This is a genomic window from Streptomyces sp. NRRL B-24484, assembly GCF_000717715.1.
GTDB lineage: Bacteria > Actinomycetota > Actinomycetes > Streptomycetales > Streptomycetaceae > Kitasatospora.
The window spans coordinates 22,471-39,022 of record NZ_JOAI01000001.1; the positions used below are offsets into that span (position 1 = coordinate 22,471).

Below are 16,552 nucleotides of genomic sequence, written 5' to 3' on the forward strand. Positions count from 1 at the left end.
CTCCGCGACACGGCCCCCGGTGCGGCGGCGGCCCGGGCGCGCGTCCGGGCGGGCGGCGGCCAGCCGGCGCCGTTGACCGTGATCTTGGACAGCCCCTACAGTCGGGACCGCTCCCGCCCCCGGTCCGTCGGAAGGTCCATGATGAAGCGTCACGGCTGGCTGGACCGGATCCGGCAGCTCGATCCGGAGACCGACTACGCGGAGATCTACCGGATCAGCAGCTGGTACGAGTTCCCGTGGGACACCAACCAGTCGCTCGGCTTCGCCCTCTACCGCACCTACGCGGTGCCGTCCATCGGCCGGCTGCTGGCCCGGACGGGAGAGTTCACCGGCCGCGCGCAGAAGCGGTACGACGACACCGTGCTGATCCTGGAGGCCGTGCTGGAGCACGGCTTCGGCTCGGAGCAGGGGCGTGAGGCGATCCGCCGGATGAACGGGATGCACCGGCGGTACGAGATCTCCAACGAGGACTTCGTCTACGTCCTCGCCACCTTCGTGGTGGTGCCCAAGCGCTGGCTGGACGACTACGGCTGGCGCCCGTACTCCGCGCACGAGGTCCGCGCCGCCGTCAACTACTACCGCGAGCTCGGCCGGCACATGGGGCTGCGGGACGTCCCGGAGACGTACGAGGGGTTCGAGCAGCTGCTGGACGCCTACGAGGAGGCCAACTTCGCCTTCGACGAGGGCGGCCGGGCGGTCTCCGACGCCACCCTCGACCTCACCGCGAGCTGGTACCCGCGCCCGCTCGGTGCCCAGATGCGGCGCTCCTCGATCTGCCTGCTGGACGACCCGCTGCGGGAGGCCTTCGGCTACCCGCGGCCGCCGGCCGTGCTCACCGCACTGGTCCGCGGCGGGATGCGGCTGCGGGGCCGGCTGGTCCGGCTGCTGCCGCCGCGCCGCAGGCCGCACCTGGCCCGGGACGGCCGACAGGTGCGCGGCTACCCCGACGGCTACCGCATCTCCGAGCTCGGGACGTTCGAGGCACCGGCCGCCGGGCCCGCAGAGGGGTCCGCCGCGGGCCGGAGCGGCGGGGGCTGCCCCTTCGGCGCCGGGGCGTCCTGACGCGCCGCCGCTCCCGGGCGCTGTCGGTGGCCCGTGCCAGGCTGGCGGGATGACCGAGAACCCCGAGAAGTCCGACGGCCCGGCGACGGAGAACCCCGTGCCCGCGATCCCGCCGCAGAACTACTCCCAGACCTGGGACGACGGCGGCGCCCGGCCGGCCCTCCCGCTGGTCGGCGACGAGCGGGAGATCCTCACCGCCTACCTGGAGCACCACCGCGAGACGCTGGCCCTCAAGTGCGCCGGGCTGACGCCCGCGCAGCTGTCCGAGCACGCCGTGCCGCCGTCCCGGCTGACCCTGCACGGGCTGCTCCGGCACCTCGCCGGGGTCGAACGCTGGTGGCTGCACCTGCAGTTCGCCGGGCTGCCGACGGAGATGCTCTACTACTCCGACGACGACCCGGACCAGGACTTCGAGAGCCTGGACGGCGACCCGGCCCAGGCACTGGCCGTCTGGCGGGCCGAGTGCGAGCGCTCCCGGGAGATCGTCGCCGCCGCCCCCTCCCTGGACGTCACCGGCGTGCACCGGGCCACCGGGCAGCCTGTGTCGCTGCGCCGCATCCTGGTCCACATGATCGCCGAGTACGCCCGTCACGACGGCCACGCCGACCTGCTGCGCGAGCGCCTCGACGGCGCGACCGGCTACTGACCGGCCCGGCTCCGGAACGGCTACTGACCGGCGCCCTGGCTGGGCTGCGCCGTACCGGTGCCCGGGATCGGCACCACGGTGCCGTGGGACGGGCGTCCGGTGCCCGGACCCGGGCTCGGCCGGCCCGGTCCGGGGGACGTCTGGTCCCCGCCCCGGGTGGGCCGCCCGCCCTGGGTCGGCCGTCCGGTGGCCGGCTGTCCTCCGCCCGGGGTCGGCCGGCCGGTCTCCGTGGCCTGCCCGTCGGGGTCGGACGGCTCCGGGTCCGCCGACGGCAGCCGCACGGCGGTGAACTCCCCCGCCGGGACGCCGTCCAGCGCGTCCTCCACCGCCTGCCGCCAGATCGGACCGGCGACCGCGCCGCCGAAGGCCGCGTCGATCCGCTCGCCGCCCATCCGCTGGCCCTCCAGCGGAGCCGGGTCCGTGGTGTCGCTGACGACCGTCGCGGCGGCCAGCTCCGGCGTGTAGCCGACGAACCAGACCTGCCGGCCCTCGTTGGTGGTACCGGTCTTGCCGGCCGTCGCCCGGTCGGACAGGCCGGCGGTGGCGCCGGTGCCGCCGTCCTCGACCACGCCGCGCAGCATCGCGGTGACGGTGTCCGCGGTCGTCCGCGACATCGCCCCGGTGCAGGAGGCCTTCGGCACCCCGAGGGCCTTGCCGTCCGGACCGGTCACCGAGGTGATCGCGGTCGGCGCGCAGTAGGTGCCGTGGGCGGCGAACGCCGCGTACACGCTCGCCATCTCCAGCGGCGTCAGGTCGTTGCTGCCGAGGGTCATCGACGGCACCACGCTGAGCTTCTCGCCGCCGGCCTGCTGGGTGATGCCCAGCCTGGCGGCGGTCTTCGCCACCTCGCACAGGCCGGTCTCGGCCTCCAGGTTGGCGAAGTAGGTGTTGACCGACTGCTTCATCGCGGCCGGCATGGCGAAGCTGCCGACCAGGCTGCGGCTGTCGTTGTGCACCTCGCCGCTCTCGGGGAAGCGGCCGCCCGAGCAGTCCCGCATGGCGGGCCACGGCATGCTGTAGCCGGAGGTGTAGGTGCGGCTCGCCGGGATGCCGTTCTCCAGCGCCGCGGCGGCCACGATCGGCTTGAAGGTGGAGCCGGTCGGGAATCCGAGACCGCCGCCCACCCGCTTGGGCACGTTCAGGTTGATCGTGGTCTGGTCCTTGCCGAGCCCGTACGGGCGGCTCTGCGCCATCGCCAGCACCTTGCCGGTGCCCGGCTGGACGACCGTCATCACCGCGGCCGGCCGGTCCGACGGCGCGGCGTGCGCGGTGACGGCCTGCTGCACCGCCTTCTGCGCCTTGGGGTCGAGGGTGGTGCGGATCTGCAGTCCGCCGCGCTTCCACAGCGCCTTCCGCTCCTCCGGGGTCTTCCCGAAGGCCGGGTCGGACAGCACCACCCGCTGCACGTAGTCGCAGAAGAAGCCCTCGCCCGTCCCCGCGGTGATGCAGCCCTGGTGCGGCCGGGTCACCTTCAGCTCGACCGGCGAGGCGATCGCCTGCGCCGCCTGCACCGCGGTGATGTGCCCGAGCTCGGCCATCCGGCGCAGCACGGTGTCGCGGCGCGTCTTCGCCGCCGCCTGGTTGACGATCGGGTCGTAGGCGGACGGCGACTGCACCAGGCCGGCCAGCAGCGCCGCCTGAGGGAGCGTCAGATCCTTGGCGTGCACGCTGAAGTACCGCTGGGCGGCCGTCTCTATGCCGTACGCCTTCTCGCCGAAGAAGGTGATGTTGAGGTAGTTGGCGAGGATCTGGTCCTTGGTCAGGGTCTCCTCGACCTTGATGGCGTACTTGAGTTCGCGGACCTTGCGGTCCAGGGTCTGGCGCTGCGCCTCCTGGACCTTCTGCACGTCGTCGCCGGCCTGGTCGACGAAGACGTTCTTGACGTACTGCTGGGTGAGCGTGGACGCGCCCTGCGCGGTGGTGCCGGAGGCCGCGTTGGAGTTGACGGCGCGCAGCACGCCCTTCAGGTCGACGGCGCCGTGCTGGTAGTAGCGGCTGTCCTCGATGTCCACCAGGGCGGTCTTGACCAGCGGCGACATGGCGTCGGAGCCGATGACCGTGCGGTCCCGGCTGTAGACGGTGGCGATCGTGCCGCCGTCCGCGTCGTAGACGGTGGTCGCCTGGGACAGCGGCGGTGTCCTGAAGTCGTCCGGCAGGCTGTCGAAGTCCTCCACCGCCGACTGCGCACCCAGCCCGGCGGCCCCCACGGCGGGGAGGGCGATGCCTGCGACGAGGACGCCGCCCAGGGCGCTCGCGCCGACCAGACGGGCTGCCAGAACGGCCTTCTTGCGGTATCCGATGGAGTTGTGACGCGCCATGGGATCGACCCTAGGCGAACCATCGGCCGTCGCGAACCGGTTTTCTTCCCGCTTTCGTCACAACTCCGTGACAGCGCCCGCCCGGTCCTCCCCCGCGCCTCCCCTGCGCCTCCCCCGGGGCGGCCGGCGGCGCGCCGGGGCCGTGTGCTCTTGACGCGGCGGCGCCCGGTGGCAAGCCTTGGTCCCGGCCGGTCCCCCCGGCCGTGACCGGCCCAGGAGGTCAACGGTGACCGCACAGGCGTCCCACACGCACGGCCGCACCGACGTGCCGCTGCTGGACGAGACGATCGGGCAGTGCCTGGACCGGGCGGTCGCCGCCCATCCGGACCGCGAGGCGCTGGTGGACGTGCCGAGCGGCCGCCGCTGGACGTACGCCGAACTCGGCCGGGACGTGGACCGGGTGGCCCGCGGCCTGCAGGCGCACGGGGTCGGCCGCGGCGACCGGGTCGGCATCTGGGCGCTCAACTGCCCGGAGTGGGTGCTGGTGCAGTACGCCACCGCCCGCCTCGGCGCGATCCTGGTGAACATCAACCCGGCCTACCGGACGCACGAGCTGGCGTACGCGCTGAACCAGTCCGGGGTGGGCCTGCTGGTCGCCCAGCCCGCGTACCGCACCAGCGACTACCGGGCGATGGTGGCCGAGGTCCGCGAGGAGTGCCCGGGTCTGCGGGAGACGCTGTGGATCGGCGACCCGGAGTTCCTGGAGCTCGACGGGGACGGGGAGTTCCCGGCCGACCTGGCGCCCGACGACCCGATCAACATCCAGTACACCTCGGGCACCACCGGCTTCCCGAAGGGCGCCACCCTCTCGCACCGCAACATCCTCAACAACGGTTTCTGGGTGGGCGAGCTGGTCGGGTACACCGAGCAGGACCGGATCTGCCTGCCGGTGCCCTTCTACCACTGCTTCGGCATGGTGATGGGCAACCTCGCGGCGGTCAGCCACGGCGCCTGCGTGGTGATCCCCGGGCAGGGCTTCGACCCGGCCGCCACCCTGCACGCGGTGCAGGCCGAGCGGGCGACCTCGCTGTACGGCGTGCCGACGATGTTCATCGCCGAGCTGGGCCTCGCCGACTTCGCGACCTACGACCTCGCCTCGCTGCGCACCGGCATCATGGCGGGCTCGCCGTGTCCGGTGGAGGTGATGAAGCGCGTCCAGACCGAGATGCACATGGCCGAGGTGGCCATCGCGTACGGGATGACCGAGACCTCGCCGGTCTCCACCCAGACCCGCCGCGACGACGATCTGGAGCACCGCACGGGCACGGTCGGCCGGGTGCTGCCGCACCTGGAGGTGAAGGTCGTCGAGCCGGAGACCGGGCGGACGGTCGGCCGCGGCGAGCCCGGCGAGCTGTGCACCCGCGGCTACTCGGTGATGATCGGCTACTGGAACGAGCCGGAGCGCACCGCCGAGGCGATCGACGACGAGGGCTGGATGCACACCGGCGACCTCGCGGTGATGCACGAGGACGGCTACCTGGCGGTCGTCGGCCGGATCAAGGACATGATCATCCGGGGCGGCGAGAACGTGTACCCGCGCGAGATCGAGGAGTTCCTGCACACCCATCCGGCGATCGCCGACGTCCAGGTGGTCGGCGTGCCGGACGAGCACTACGGCGAGGAGATCTGCGCCTTCGTGGTGCTGCGCGACCCGGCCGGCACGCTGGGCGCCGAGGAGGTGGCCGCGTTCTGCCGCGGCCGGCTCGCGCACTACAAGACGCCGCGGCACGTGCACGTGGTCGAGGGCTTCCCGATGACGGTCAGCGGCAAGGTGAGAAAGAACGAGCTGAGGGAAAGGGCGGCCCGCGCACTCGCCGGGTGAGCCCCCGGCCCGGGCGGCGGGCGGGCCGGGCGAGGGCCCGGCCACCACCGGGTCGCGGTCCGTTACGCTGGTTGCGTGATCCTTCTCGTCAGCCGTCGCCACGTGGACCTGCTCCGCGTCACGAGCATGTCCTGTCGACGCTCCGGCTGATCCCGCTCGTCCTCCGCCCTTCGGGCACACACCCTCCCCCGGCCCCGCTGCACCGGCCACACCCGGCGCGGCAGCGGCAGCGTCCCCGGCGACCGCCGGGCCCGCCGGGGCATTCGACACCCAGGTGATGTCACCCATGACCCAGCAGTCCCGTCCCACCGGTTCCACCGGACCCTTCGACGTCCGCGCCGGCGACCGCGCCGAGAACCTCCCGGTCATCGACCTCTCGCTCGCCGACGGCAGTGCCGGGGACCGCGCGCGGCTCCACGCGGCACTCCGCGCCGCCGCCACCGACGTCGGCTTCTTCCAGCTCGTCGGCCACGGCGTGACCCCGGCCGAGACCGTCGCGCTGACCGAGGCGATGCACGCCTTCTTCGCCCTCCCCGAGGCCGACCGGCTGGCCGTGAGCAACCTGAACTCCCCGCACTTCCGCGGCTACACCCGGACGGGCGACGAGCGCACCGGCGGCAACCGGGACTGGCGCGACCAGCTCGACATCGGCGCCGAACTGCCCCCGCACGTGCCCGGCACCGGCGAGCCGCCGTACTGGTGGCTGGAGGGCCCGAACCAGTGGCCCGACGCGCTGCCCGAGCTGCGCGAGGCCTCGCTGCACTGGATCGACCGGCTCGGCGGCGTCGCCCGCCGGCTGCTGCACGAGCTGCTCACCTCGATCGGCGCCCGGCCGGACTTCTACGACGACGCCTTCGCCGGCCACCCGCACCTGCGGCTGAAGCTGGTCCGCTACCCCGGCACCGCGCCGGACGGCGCCGCGCAGGGCGTCGGCTCGCACAAGGACTACGGCTTCATCACCCTGCTGCTGCAGGACACCGTCGGCGGTCTGCAGGTCGAGCGCTCGGACGGCTCCTTCCTGGAGGTACCGCCGATGGAGGGCGCCTTCGTGGTCAACCTCGGCGAGCTGCTGGAGGTCGCCACCGACGGCTACCTGAAGGCCACCAGCCACCGGGTGGTCAGCCCGCCCGGCGCCCGCGAGCGGTTCTCGGTGCCGTTCTTCTACAACCCGCGGCTGGACGCGCACATCGAGCCGCTCGAATTCCCGCAGGCGCACCACGCCCCCGGCGCCACCCAGGACCCGGCGAACCCGCTGTTCGCCGAATTCGGCCGGAACGAGCTCAAGGGGTACCTGCGGGCGCACCCCGAGGTCACCCGCCGCCACCACGCGGACCTGCTGCCACTGACCGCCGCCTGACGGCGGCCCCGGGCCCGTCCGGACGGGCGGGACCGTTCCGGCGGGCCCGGGGCGCGGGCGTACGGAGGTCGGCACCGACGATCGCGGATCCTTCCACCACTGCTTCGGCATTGTTCTAGCATGGTGCGAACAATCCGCGATCGTTCGCGTCTCCGGAGGATCCCGTGTCCGCCCTGCCCTTACCCCGGCCGTCCCGGCCGTCCCGCGCCGCGCTCGCCGTCACCGCCCTGCCGCCCACGGCCGCCGCCGGGGCGCTGCTGCTGGTGTACGCCCGGCTGCGGCCGCGGCTGCCCGAACCGCTCGCCGTGCACTTCTCGGCGGACGGCGCCGACGGCACCCTGCCCGCCTGGCGCTTCCTCGCCGCCGCCCTCGGCCTGATCGCGCTCACCGGTGTCGCCCTGGCCCGGCCGGCACTCGCCGGAGGCCTGCCCGCCCGGGCCCGTCGTGCCCTGATCGCCGGCGGCTGGGCAGCCGCCGCCCTGCTCGGCTCGCTCTGCTGCGCGGTGCTCGCCGCCGGCGCGCACACCGCCCGCGCGGCCGACGCCCGCCTGTCGGGCACCGCCGTGGCCGTCTGCGGCTGCGGTGCCGTTCTCGCGGCGGCCGTCGGCCTGCTGCTGGGCGGCACGGTCGTCCGCCCGGGGCCCGCCGGCCGGACCGCTCCCCCGGCGCCCGTCCCGGTCGAGCTCGCCGAGGGGGAGGCCGTCTCCTGGTCCCGCACCGTCGGCTCGCCGCTGCTGCGCACCCTCGGGCCCGCCCTGTTGGCGCTCACCGCCGTCCTGCTGGTCGCCGGGGCCGGCGCCGGGGCGCTGCCGGTCGCCCTGATCGGCGCGACCGCCACGGCCACCGGCCGGGTGCGGGTCACCGTCGACCGGCACGGCCTGGCTGTGCGGCTGCCGTTCGCCCGCCGGCCGTGGATGCAGCTTCCGCTGGAGCGGATCGCCGCCGCCGACTGCCGCGAGGTGCGGTGGACGGGGGTCTTCGGCGACGAGGGGTACCGCTCCGGGCCCGGGCGCAGCGGCCTGGTGCTGCGGCCGGGCGAGGCCGTCGCCGTCCTGCTCACCGACGGACGGGAGTTCGTCGTCTCCGTCCCCGACGCCGCCACTGCCGCCGGACTGCTCACCGCCCTCGTCCGGCGACCACGGGAGGAGCGCCCGTGCTCTTCCGCGTGAACCCCGCCTCTCCGCAGCCGCTCGCCGAGCAGATCGCGGCCTGCGTCCGCCGCGCCGTCGCCGAGGGCACGGCGCGGGCCGGCGACCGGCTGCCGCCCGCACGCGCCCTCGCCGACTCGCTCGACGTCAACATGCACACCGTGCTGCGCGGCTACCAGATCCTCCGCGAGGAGGGGCTGGTCGACCTGCGCCGCGGCCGCGGGGCACAGCTCACCGACGCCGCGTCACCCGGCCGGGCCCGGCTCGGTGCGGCCGCCGGGGAACTGGTCGCCGAAGCCCGCGCCCAGGGCCTGGCGGACGAGGAGGTCCTCGACCTCGTCCGGGCCGCGCTCGGGCCGCCGACCGGGCCGCCGACCGGGCCCGGCGGCAGCAACGTCCGCGACACGCAGAATGATTGATGTCGAGTCAGGCCGTCGTCGGGCGCGGAGATGCATGGCCACGGCGTGAGGTCCGATGCACCGCTCTCGGGCGTGACCGCGGGGGGCGCGCCCGCCGGGCGCGGGGGCCGGCCCTAGCGGTCCTGGACCAGGTGGGCCGGGAAGCCTCCGGTGGCGATCGGGCCCCAGCGGCGCGGGGTGATCCGGATCAGCGACTTGCCCTGCCGGCGCATCGCCTCGCGGTACTCGTCCCAGTCCGGGTGCTCACCGGCGATGTTCCGGTAGTACTCCACCAGCGGCTCCACGGCCGCCGGCATGTCCAGTACCTCGGCCTCGCCGTCCACCTGCACCCAGGGGCCGTCCCACTCGTCGGAGAGCACGACCACGCTGACGGCGGAGTCCCGCCGGGCGTTGCGGGCCTTCGCCCGCTCCGGGTACGTGGAGACCACGATGCGGCCGCTGTCGTCCACCCCGCAGGTCAGCGGGGACGCCTGCGGGGTGCCGTCGGCGCGGCGGGTGAGCAGCAGCGCCCGGTGGCGCGGACGGACGAAGTCCAGCAACTCGGCCAGCTCCACCCGGGTGTTGGTGGCGATCGAAGGGCTCATGGCGCCAGCCTAGGCCGTGTCGCCCGAAGCGCGCGGGTGCGATCTCGGGGCACTCGGGTGACGGCGGCTCAGGAGCAGGCCCGGAGGAACCGGCCGGAGGAGCCGCCGGGGCGTCGACCCGCGTGGCGGTCGGCCAGCAGGGTGCACCGCCGGATCCACCGGTCGGGCCGGCCCGGAGATCGGACCTTCCGGGAGTCGGAGAACCGTCCGCCGGCGCTGCCGGAAGGCCGCGCCGCACGGCCCGTCCCCGCTCCCGGCGGGACGGGTGATCACGGGGATGCCCCGGGGTGTGCCGCCGACGGTCCCGGGCGGTGGCCGGGCGGGCGTGGTGGACCGGCAGGTCGCGGCACTGTCACACTGGTGCTGTCACAGCAGGACTGCCGCACCCGGCGGGGCGAACGGGCGGAAGAGGTTGCACCGGATGACAGCAGGCACACCGCAGCTCACCGTCGACGAACTGGCGGCCCGGGCCGGGGTGACCGTCCGCACGCTGCGCTTCTACGCCGCGAAGGGCCTGCTGCCGCCGCCGGAGCTGGGCCCGCGCCGGGTCGGCCGCTACGGGCCGGAGCACCTCGGCCGGCTGGAGCTCATCGAGGAACTCCAGCGGCAGGGCCTCACGCTGGCCGCGATCGAACGCTACCTCGCCCAACTCCCCGAGGACATCGGCTCACTGGACCTCGCCATCCACCGGGCGCTGGTCGCGTCCTGGACGCCGGAGACGGCCGAGGAGGCCGACCGCGGGCAGCTCGCCCGGCGGATCGGCCGCGACCCCTCCGAGGCCGACCTGGACCGGCTCGCCGCCATGGGCGCCCTGCACCGCACCGAGGACCCGGACGTCTTCAAGACCGACCCCGGTCTCCTGCCGCTCGGCGTGCGGATCCTGGACGTGCCGATCCCGCTGGAGACCCTGCTCGCGGCCCGCGCGGTCGTCCGGCTGCACAGCCAGGCCACCGCGCACGACCTGCACCGGCTGTTCCGCGACACGGTGTGGAAGCCCTACCGGGAGAGCGGGCCCGCCCCGGCCGACCTGGACCGGATGAAGAGCCTCACCGACCGCATCCAGCCGCTGGTGGTGCAGGCGATCGTCACGGCCTTCCAGCGCTCGCTGGCCGAGGAGCTGACCGGCAGCCCCGAGTAGCGCCGGCCCCGGGAAATCCGGTCGACAGGGCGGGCGGCCCGGGGTTGGCTCGGGCCATGACCGAACTGCGCACCGCACGCCTCACCCTGCGCCCCTGGCGGGAGTCCGACCTGGCCCCCTGGGCGGCGATGAACGCCGACCCCGCGGTGCGCGAACACCTCGGGGAGCTGCTCACCCGGGAGCAGTGCGACGCCGGGGTGGCCGCCTTCCGCGCCGACCTGGAACGGCGCGGGTACGGCTGGTGGGCGCTGGAGTGCACGGCCACCGGGGAGTTCCTCGGCTTCGCCGGTCTCGACGACGTGGACGAGGACATGCCCTTCACCGGGGTCGAGGTCGGCTGGCGGCTCGCCCGCGGCGCCTGGGGCCACGGCTACGCCACCGAGGCGGGACGGGCCTGCCTGGACTTCGCCTTCGACACCCTCGGCCTGCCGGAGGTGCTCGCCGTCACCACCGCCGCCAACCACCGCTCGCAGGCGGTGATGCAGCGCCTCGGCATGGTCCGCGACCCCGCCGAGGACTTCGACGACCCCTACGTCCCCGCAGGCAGCCCGCTCCGCCCGAGCGTCGTCTACCGCCTCGTCCGCCCCGCTGACGCCCCGCGCCAGGACGTGTCTTCGGAGGCGACGGGTACTGCATAGGGGCGCGTGGGGGCACCTCCCCGCCGAAGGCCGGGGGGAACTGCGCAATTCGGATGCGGGCCGCCGTACGGGTCGCGGCTCGGCGCGTGCTCCCCGATCCCTCTGTGGATGCACTCGTGCAAGGGGGACGCCGCCTTCAGGCCGAGTAGACCCAGGGGCGCTTCTCGCCCGGGTGGACGACGGCGGCGAAGTCGTCGGCGACGACGGCGATCGCCGCGCGGCCTTCGATCCGGGCGAGCCAGTCCGGCGGGAGCATGGCGTCGCCGTGGTGGGCGCCGAGCAGGTTGCCGCAGATCGAGCCGGTGGAGTCGCTGTCGCCGGAGTGGTTGACGGCCAGCAGGAGGGCCGACTCGATCGGGGTGCGGTGCTTCCAGAACTCGGTGCGGGCGAGGGCGGCGTACACGCCCATGGCGAGCGCCTCCTCGGCCGTCCAGCCGCCGCCGAGGCTCTCCATCGCCAGCGGGGTGGCCGGGCCGGCCTCGGCGAGGGCGACGGCCCGCTGCAGGGCGGCGTGCGTCTCCTGGTGGCCGGGGTAGCGGGTGAGCAGCTCCATGGCGTTGCGGACGGCGTCCGGCAGGGACGCGCCGTCGACCAGGCGGCTGATCATGGCGGCGAAGGCGCCAGAGGCGAGCTGGGCGGTCGGGTGGCCGTGGGTGATCCGGGAGCAGCGGGCGGCGAGTTCGAAGGCGTGCCGGTCGCCGTCGCCGCTGATGCCCGCGCCGGTGAAGCCGAAGGGGGCGGAGCGCATGACGGATCCGCAGCCCTTGGAGTCCGGGTTCACCGGGCCCGGGCTGCCGTCGACCGGTGCGTGCGCGTCGGGGGTGTGGTCCTCCTGGAGACCGAACTCGCAGGCGCGGCCGGGGGCGCGGCGGGCGTACAGCCAGAGCTGTTCGCGCAGGTCGCCGATGCGGTGCCGGAGGCCCTCGTGGGGCAGCGGGGCGGGGTGCCGCTGGGTCTCCAGCCAGCGCAGGTAGGCGTCCTTGATCAGGGCGGTCTCGGCGCCGCCGATGCCCTTGGTCTGGATGCGGCGGTAGCCGTACATCCAGCCCTCGGCGGAGAAGAGGGTCATCTGGGTGTCGTCGGTGATCCGGCCGATCACGCCGTCGCGGTCGGGGACGAGTCCGGTGATGCCGGTCGGTCCGTGCTCCGCCTCGACGGTGACCATGGACTTCATCTCGATCGGGTTGCCGAGCGCGTCGCCGATCGCGCCGCCGAGCAGGCAGCCGCGGAGCCTCGCCCGGTACGCCGCCGTTTCCTGCCAGGTCAGCCGGCCCATCCCGTCCCCCTCCTCCGGATGATCACTACCGGTCCAGGCTAGCCGGGCCCACCGACGCCGTGGACCTCGGCCTCCGGTCGCGGCGGTCGGCCGAGCCTGCGGGCGAGGACCTGTCCGGGCCAGCTGCCGTCCAGGAAGCGGTCGGTGCGGGTGAAGCCGTTGCGCTCGTAGAAGGCGACCAGCGCGCCGTCGCCGCCGGCCCAGCAGTCGACCCGCAGCAGCGTGGCGCCGGCCCGCCGGGTCTCCTCGGCGGCGTGGGCCAGCAGGGCCGCCCCGATGCCGAGGCCGGCGTGCCGGCGGTCGGAGACCAACAGCCGGACGTAGCGCTCGGGTTCGCCGGCCGGGGCGATCGGCAGCTGCGGGCTGGGGCCGGTGTCGAGCACCAGGGCGCCGACGGGTGTGCCGTCGTGCTCGGCGAGGTACGGCTCGTTCTCGGTGGTGTACCGCTCGACCCGGGCCGGCCCGCCGGGCCGCTGCGAGTACGGGACGGTGCCCCACTGCTCGGTGTTGCCGCGCTCGTTCATCCAGCGGACGGCCGAGTCCAGCATCCCGAGGACGGCGGGCGCGTCGGCCGGGCCGCCGGGCCTGATCCGCAGGCCGGGTGTCGCCGGGCCGGGTACGACGTCGTTCACGGAGGAAGCCTGTGCGGGCGCCGCCCCCGCCCGGGGTGGGCGGGGGCGGCGCGGGTGTCGCGGGTGTCAGTCCCGGAAGGTGCGGCCGTCGGCGGCCATCGCGTCCAGGAGGGCGGGCGGGGTGAAGCGGTCGCCGTAGGCGGCGGCCAACTCGCGGGCGCGGGCGGTGAATCCGGCGAGCCCGCCCTCGTAGCCGTTGATGTACTGGAGGACGCCGCCCGTCCAGGCGGGGAAGCCGATGCCGAGGATGGAGCCGATGTTGGCGTCGGCGACCGAGGTGAGGACGGACTCCTCCAGGCAGCGGACGGAGTCCAGGGCCTCGGCGAAGAGCATCCGCTCCTTCATGTCCTCGAACGGGATCTCCTTGCCGGGCTGCGTGAAGTGCTCGCGCAGGCCGGGCCAGATCCGGGCGCGCTGCCCGTTCTCGTACTCGTAGAAGCCGGCGCCGCCGCTGCGGCCCTCGCGGCCGAACTCGTCGACCATGCGGTCGATGACGGTGTCGGCGGGGTGCGGCTGCCAGCTGCCGCCGGCCTCCTCGACGGCCCGCCGGGACTCGTTGCGGATCTTGCGCGGCAGGGTGAGGGTGAGCTCGTCCATCAGCGAGAGGACCTTGGCGGGGTAGCCGGCCTGGGCGGCGGCCTGCTCGACGGAGACCGGGTCGAGGCCCTCGCCGACCATCGCCACGCCCTCGTTGATGAACTGCCCGATCACCCGGGAGGTGAAGAACCCGCGGGAGTCGTTGACCACGATCGGCGTCTTGCGGATCTGCCGGACGAGGTCGAAGGCACGGGCGAGCGCCTCGTCGCCGGTCTGCGCGCCGCGGATGATCTCGACCAGCGGCATCTTGTCGACCGGCGAGAAGAAGTGCAGGCCGATGAAGTCGGCGGTGCGGTCGACGCCTTCGGCGAGCAGCCCGATCGGCAGGGTGGAGGTGTTGGAGCAGAGCAGGGCGTCGGGGGCGACGACGTCCTGGACCTCCTGGAAGACCTTGTGCTTGAGCTCGGGGTTCTCGAAGACGGCCTCGATGACGGCGTCGCAGCCGGCCAGGTCGGCCGCCTCGGCGGTCGGGGTGATCCGGGCGAGGAACTCGGCCCGCTCGGCCTCGGTGCTGCGGCCGCGGGCGACCGCCTTGTCCAGCAGCGCGGCGGAGTAGGCCTTGCCGCGCTCGGCGGCCTCGACGGTGACGTCCTTGAGGAGGACCTCGATGCCGGCCTTGGCGCAGGAGTACGCGATGCCGGCGCCCATCATGCCGGCGCCGAGCACGGCGACCTTCTCGACCTTCCGGGCGGGGACGCCCTTGGGGCGGCCGGCACCGGAGTTGACGGCCTGCATGTCGAAGAAGAAGGCCTGGATCATGTTCTTGGCGGTCTGTCCGGTGACCAGCTCGGTGAAGTACCGGGCCTCGATGGCCATCGCGGTGTCGACGTCGACCTGGGCGCTCTCCACGGCCGCGGCGAGGATGTTGCGCGGCGCCGGATAGGGCGCGCCGGCGAGCTGCTTGCGCAGGTTGGCCGGGAAGGCGGGCAGGTTGGCGGCGAGCGCGGGGCTGGCCGGGGTGCCGCCGGGGATCCGGTAGCCCTTGACGTCGAAGCGCTGCACGGACTCCGGGTGGGCGTCGACGAAGGCGCGGGCCTTGGCGAGCATCTCCTCGGGGGTGGCGGCGAGCTCGTCGACCAGTCCGTGCTGGAGGGCCTGCGCCGGACGGTACTGCTGGCCCTGCAGGAGGACCTTGAGCAGGGCGTCGGTGATGCCGAGCAGCCGCACGGTGCGGACGACTCCGCCGCCGCCGGGCAGCAGGCCGAGGGTGACCTCGGGCAGGCCGATCTTGGTGGCCGGGGTGTCCAGGGCGATCCGGTGGTGGCAGGCGAGCGCGATCTCCAGGCCGCCGCCGAGGGCGGCGCCGTTGATCGCGGCGACGACCGGCTTGCCGAGGGTCTCCAGGGCGCGCAGGGCGCGCTTGATCCGCATGCCGTGCTCGAAGGTCTCCTCGGCCTGGTCCGGGCCGACGGAGGAGAGCAGGTGGAGGTCGCCGCCGGCGAAGAAGGTCTTCTTCGCGGAGGTGACGATGACGCCGCGCACGTCGTCGGCGGCCTTCAGCCGGGCGACGGTCTCGTCGAGCGCCTCGGTGAAGGCGGCGTTCATGGTGTTGACGGACTGGGCGGGGTCGTCGAGGACGAGGGTGACCACGCCGTCCTGGTCCTGCTCCCAGCGGATGGCGGATGCTGCAGTCATGGGGAAGTCTCTCCAGGGAGTGGCGGGGAGGGGGTGGTCAGATGCGCTCGATCACGGTGGCGACGCCCATGCCGCCGCCCACGCAGAGGGTGGCCAGGCCGTAGCGGAGGTCGCGGCGCTCCAGTTCGTCGACGAGGGTGCCGATGAGCATGGCGCCGGTGGCACCGAGCGGGTGGCCGAGGGCGATGGCGCCGCCGTTGACGTTGACCTTCTCGTGGCCGAAGCCGAGTTCGCGCATGAAGCGCAGGGCGACGGCGGCGAAGGCCTCGTTGATCTCGACCAGGTCGATGTCGTCCGCGGTGAGCCCGGCCTTGGCGAGGGCCTTGCGGGTGGCCGGGGCCGGGCCGGTGAGCATGATGGTGGGCTCGGAGCCGGAGACGGCGGCGGAGACGATCCGGGCGCGCGGGGTGAGCCCGTACCGCTCGCCGATCTCGCGGGAGCCGATGGCGACCAGGGCGGCGCCGTCGACGATGCCGGAGGAGTTGCCGGCGTGGTGGACGTGGTCGATCTTCTCCACCCAGTGGTACTTCTGCAGGGCGACGGCGTCGAAGCCGCCGGCCTCGCCGATGCCGGCGAAGGAGGGCTTGAGGCCGGCCAGCGTCTCGACGGTGGTGCCGGGGCGGATGAACTCGTCGCGGTCCAGCACGACCAGGCCGTTGCGGTCGCGGACGGGCACCACCGAGCGGTCGAAGTGGCCGTCGGCCTGGGCCTTGGCGGCGCGGGCCTGCGACTCGGCGGCGAAGGCGTCCACGTCGGTGCGGCTGAGACCCTCGACGGTGGCGATCAGGTCGGCGCCGATGCCCTGCGGGACGAAGCCCGTCTCGTACGAGGTCATCGGGTCCATCGCCCAGGCACCGCCGTCGGAGCCCATCTTGACCCGGGACATCGACTCGACGCCGCCGGCCAGGATGAGGTCCTCCCAGCCCGAACGGACCTTCGCGGCGGCCAGGTTGACGGCCTCCAGGCCGGAGGCGCAGAAGCGGTTCTCCTGGACGCCGGCCACCGTGTCCGGCAGGCCGGCCGCGATGGCGGCGATCCGGGCGATGTCGGAGCCCTGGTCGCCGATCGGGCTGACCACGCCGAGCACGATGTCGTCGATCGCGGCCGGGTCCAGGGTCGGGAAGCGGGCCTGGAGTTCGTGGATCAGGCCGACCACCAGGTCGATCGGCTTGGTGCCGTGCAGGGAGCCGTTGGCCTTGCCGCGCCCGCGCGGGGTGCGGATCGCGTCGTAGACGAACGCTTCAGTGGTCACGGTGAGTGCCTTTCGGGGGTAGGTGACC

At 74.1% G+C, this 16,552-nt stretch carries 14 protein-coding genes; 8 read left to right on the top strand and 6 right to left on the bottom strand.

Translation table 11 applies throughout. The features are described from left to right. Positions 1-141 precede the first annotated feature (141 nt). The gene (locus IE98_RS0100120) at positions 142-1,062 is read left to right on the top strand and encodes an oxygenase MpaB family protein (protein ID WP_078660707.1); all 921 of its coding nucleotides are present in this window, start codon (positions 142-144) and stop codon (positions 1,060-1,062) included. 49 nt (positions 1,063-1,111) lie between these two features. Continuing rightward, complete coding sequence (locus tag IE98_RS0100125) at positions 1,112-1,708, top strand: DinB family protein (RefSeq protein WP_052389946.1); 597 nt, start codon at positions 1,112-1,114, stop codon at positions 1,706-1,708. 20 nt (positions 1,709-1,728) lie between these two features. Here the strand turns inward: IE98_RS0100125 and IE98_RS0100130 are convergent, their stop codons facing one another. Then, positions 1,729-4,026 (bottom strand): transglycosylase domain-containing protein, encoded by a 2,298-nt coding sequence (locus tag IE98_RS0100130; RefSeq protein WP_052389947.1) that lies wholly within the window; start codon positions 4,024-4,026, stop codon positions 1,729-1,731. 226 nt (positions 4,027-4,252) lie between these two features. On the opposite strand from IE98_RS0100130, the gene IE98_RS0100135 reads away from it, so the two are divergent. The 4 genes from IE98_RS0100135 (at position 4,253) to IE98_RS0100150 (ending at position 8,772) form a co-directional block, all read left to right on the top strand. Beyond that, entirely contained in the window at positions 4,253-5,848 is a 1,596-nt protein-coding gene (locus IE98_RS0100135) for an AMP-binding protein (RefSeq protein ID WP_030261965.1), read from the top strand. Positions 5,849-6,134: 286 nt separating this feature from the next. Then, a complete protein-coding gene (locus IE98_RS0100140; RefSeq protein ID WP_078660671.1) occupies positions 6,135-7,205 on the top strand; it encodes an isopenicillin N synthase family dioxygenase in 1,071 nt (356 codons plus the stop codon). A 164-nt stretch (positions 7,206-7,369) separates the two neighbouring features. Beyond that, entirely contained in the window at positions 7,370-8,374 is a 1,005-nt protein-coding gene (locus IE98_RS0100145) for a hypothetical protein (protein ID WP_030261969.1), read from the top strand. Next, entirely contained in the window at positions 8,359-8,772 is a 414-nt protein-coding gene (locus IE98_RS0100150; protein WP_052389948.1) for a GntR family transcriptional regulator, read from the top strand. The genes IE98_RS0100145 and IE98_RS0100150 overlap by 16 nt, the downstream gene beginning before the upstream one ends. Before the next feature lie 113 nt (positions 8,773-8,885). On the opposite strand, the gene IE98_RS0100155 is transcribed toward IE98_RS0100150, so the two are convergent. After that, on the bottom strand, positions 8,886-9,356 hold the full coding sequence (locus IE98_RS0100155) for a PPOX class F420-dependent oxidoreductase (protein ID WP_030261975.1): 471 nt from the start codon (positions 9,354-9,356) through the stop codon (positions 8,886-8,888). A 421-nt stretch (positions 9,357-9,777) separates the two neighbouring features. On the opposite strand from IE98_RS0100155, the gene IE98_RS0100160 reads away from it, so the two are divergent. Together IE98_RS0100160 and IE98_RS0100165 are read left to right on the top strand one after the other, a co-directional pair. Continuing rightward, the gene (locus IE98_RS0100160) at positions 9,778-10,494 is read left to right on the top strand and encodes a MerR family transcriptional regulator (RefSeq protein ID WP_030261977.1); all 717 of its coding nucleotides are present in this window, start codon (positions 9,778-9,780) and stop codon (positions 10,492-10,494) included. A gap of 56 nt (positions 10,495-10,550) precedes the next feature. Further along, the gene (locus IE98_RS0100165; RefSeq protein WP_043173167.1) at positions 10,551-11,132 is read left to right on the top strand and encodes a GNAT family N-acetyltransferase; all 582 of its coding nucleotides are present in this window, start codon (positions 10,551-10,553) and stop codon (positions 11,130-11,132) included. A 136-nt stretch (positions 11,133-11,268) separates the two neighbouring features. Here the strand turns inward: IE98_RS0100165 and IE98_RS0100170 are convergent, their stop codons facing one another. The 4 genes from IE98_RS0100170 to IE98_RS0100185 all read right to left on the bottom strand — a co-directional run bounded on the left by IE98_RS0100170 (position 11,269) and on the right by IE98_RS0100185 (position 16,524). After that, positions 11,269-12,408 carry an ADP-ribosylglycohydrolase family protein gene (locus tag IE98_RS0100170; protein ID WP_030261983.1) on the bottom strand — a complete coding sequence of 380 codons (1,140 nt, stop codon included), beginning with the start codon at positions 12,406-12,408 and terminating at the stop codon, positions 11,269-11,271. A 38-nt stretch (positions 12,409-12,446) separates the two neighbouring features. Then, on the bottom strand, positions 12,447-12,956 hold the full coding sequence (locus IE98_RS0100175; RefSeq protein ID WP_078660708.1) for a GNAT family N-acetyltransferase: 510 nt from the start codon (positions 12,954-12,956) through the stop codon (positions 12,447-12,449). A gap of 150 nt (positions 12,957-13,106) precedes the next feature. Further along, positions 13,107-15,272 (bottom strand): 3-hydroxyacyl-CoA dehydrogenase NAD-binding domain-containing protein, encoded by a 2,166-nt coding sequence (locus tag IE98_RS0100180; protein WP_030261988.1) that lies wholly within the window; start codon positions 15,270-15,272, stop codon positions 13,107-13,109. A gap of 37 nt (positions 15,273-15,309) precedes the next feature. Beyond that, positions 15,310-16,524 carry an acetyl-CoA C-acetyltransferase gene (locus IE98_RS0100185; protein WP_030261992.1) on the bottom strand — a complete coding sequence of 405 codons (1,215 nt, stop codon included), beginning with the start codon at positions 16,522-16,524 and terminating at the stop codon, positions 15,310-15,312. Between the last annotated feature and the right edge of the window lie 28 nt (positions 16,525-16,552).